The following is a 632-nucleotide window of genomic DNA, read 5'->3' on the forward strand; positions in this document are numbered from 1 at the left end:
CTCGGACGTCATCCATCGCACCGAGCCCAACCGCACCTCCGACGGCAACGCCACCCACGGCGAATCGAACGCCCCATCCCGGAACCTTCGACGCCCCGTCGCCTGCTCCGCGCCCCAGCGGACCTCCAGCGGCGACACTGTCGCCGCCAGCCGCCCCGACAACGGCGCCCCCGCGAAGGTCTCCTCATCCCCCCAGCCGTCACAGAACAGCCGACGACTGGCCAGGGCGGCCATGAACGCATCCAACGGATGCATCCGTGATTCATCCCCGACAGACGGATTCCCGGCACGAGCGGTCATATCCCAGACTCTACGCGGGCCAGCGGCGTCACGGAGGCGCCACGCGCTCCAGGTGACGATGATATGACGCCCGACTCCATCGTCCCCTCTGGAAGCCCATGCCGCGCAAGCCCGACAAGACCAAGCCCCCGCAACACCAACGCTGGGAGGGCAAGGAGAAGCCGGACTGGCTGTCTCGCGCCCTCGCACGCGCGGGCGTGTTCCCCCAGAAGGAGGCCGAGGACGCCATCAACGCCGGCCGCGTCACCATCAACGGCCGCGTCGCCAAGATGGCCCTCGCCCCCGTCCCCCCGGGCGCCACCGTCCGCGTCGACGGGAGAATCGTCCCACTC

Annotated in this window: 1 protein-coding gene and 1 pseudogene; one reads left to right on the plus strand and one right to left on the minus strand. The window is 69.9% G+C overall.

Features of this window, described 5'->3' with window-relative positions; genetic code table 11:
* A pseudogene (locus FL311_RS43505) lies at positions 1–255 on the minus strand (hypothetical protein); the annotation flags it as partial.
* A 143-nt stretch (positions 256–398) separates the two neighbouring features.
* On the opposite strand from FL311_RS43505, the gene FL311_RS43510 reads away from it, so the two are divergent.
* Positions 399–632: S4 domain-containing protein (locus FL311_RS43510; RefSeq protein WP_255510417.1), on the plus strand; the 234-nt coding region annotated here is incomplete at its 3' end.

Origin of the sequence: Myxococcus sp. AB025B (genome assembly GCF_006518215.1) — a bacterium.
GTDB lineage: Bacteria > Myxococcota > Myxococcia > Myxococcales > Myxococcaceae > Myxococcus > Myxococcus fulvus.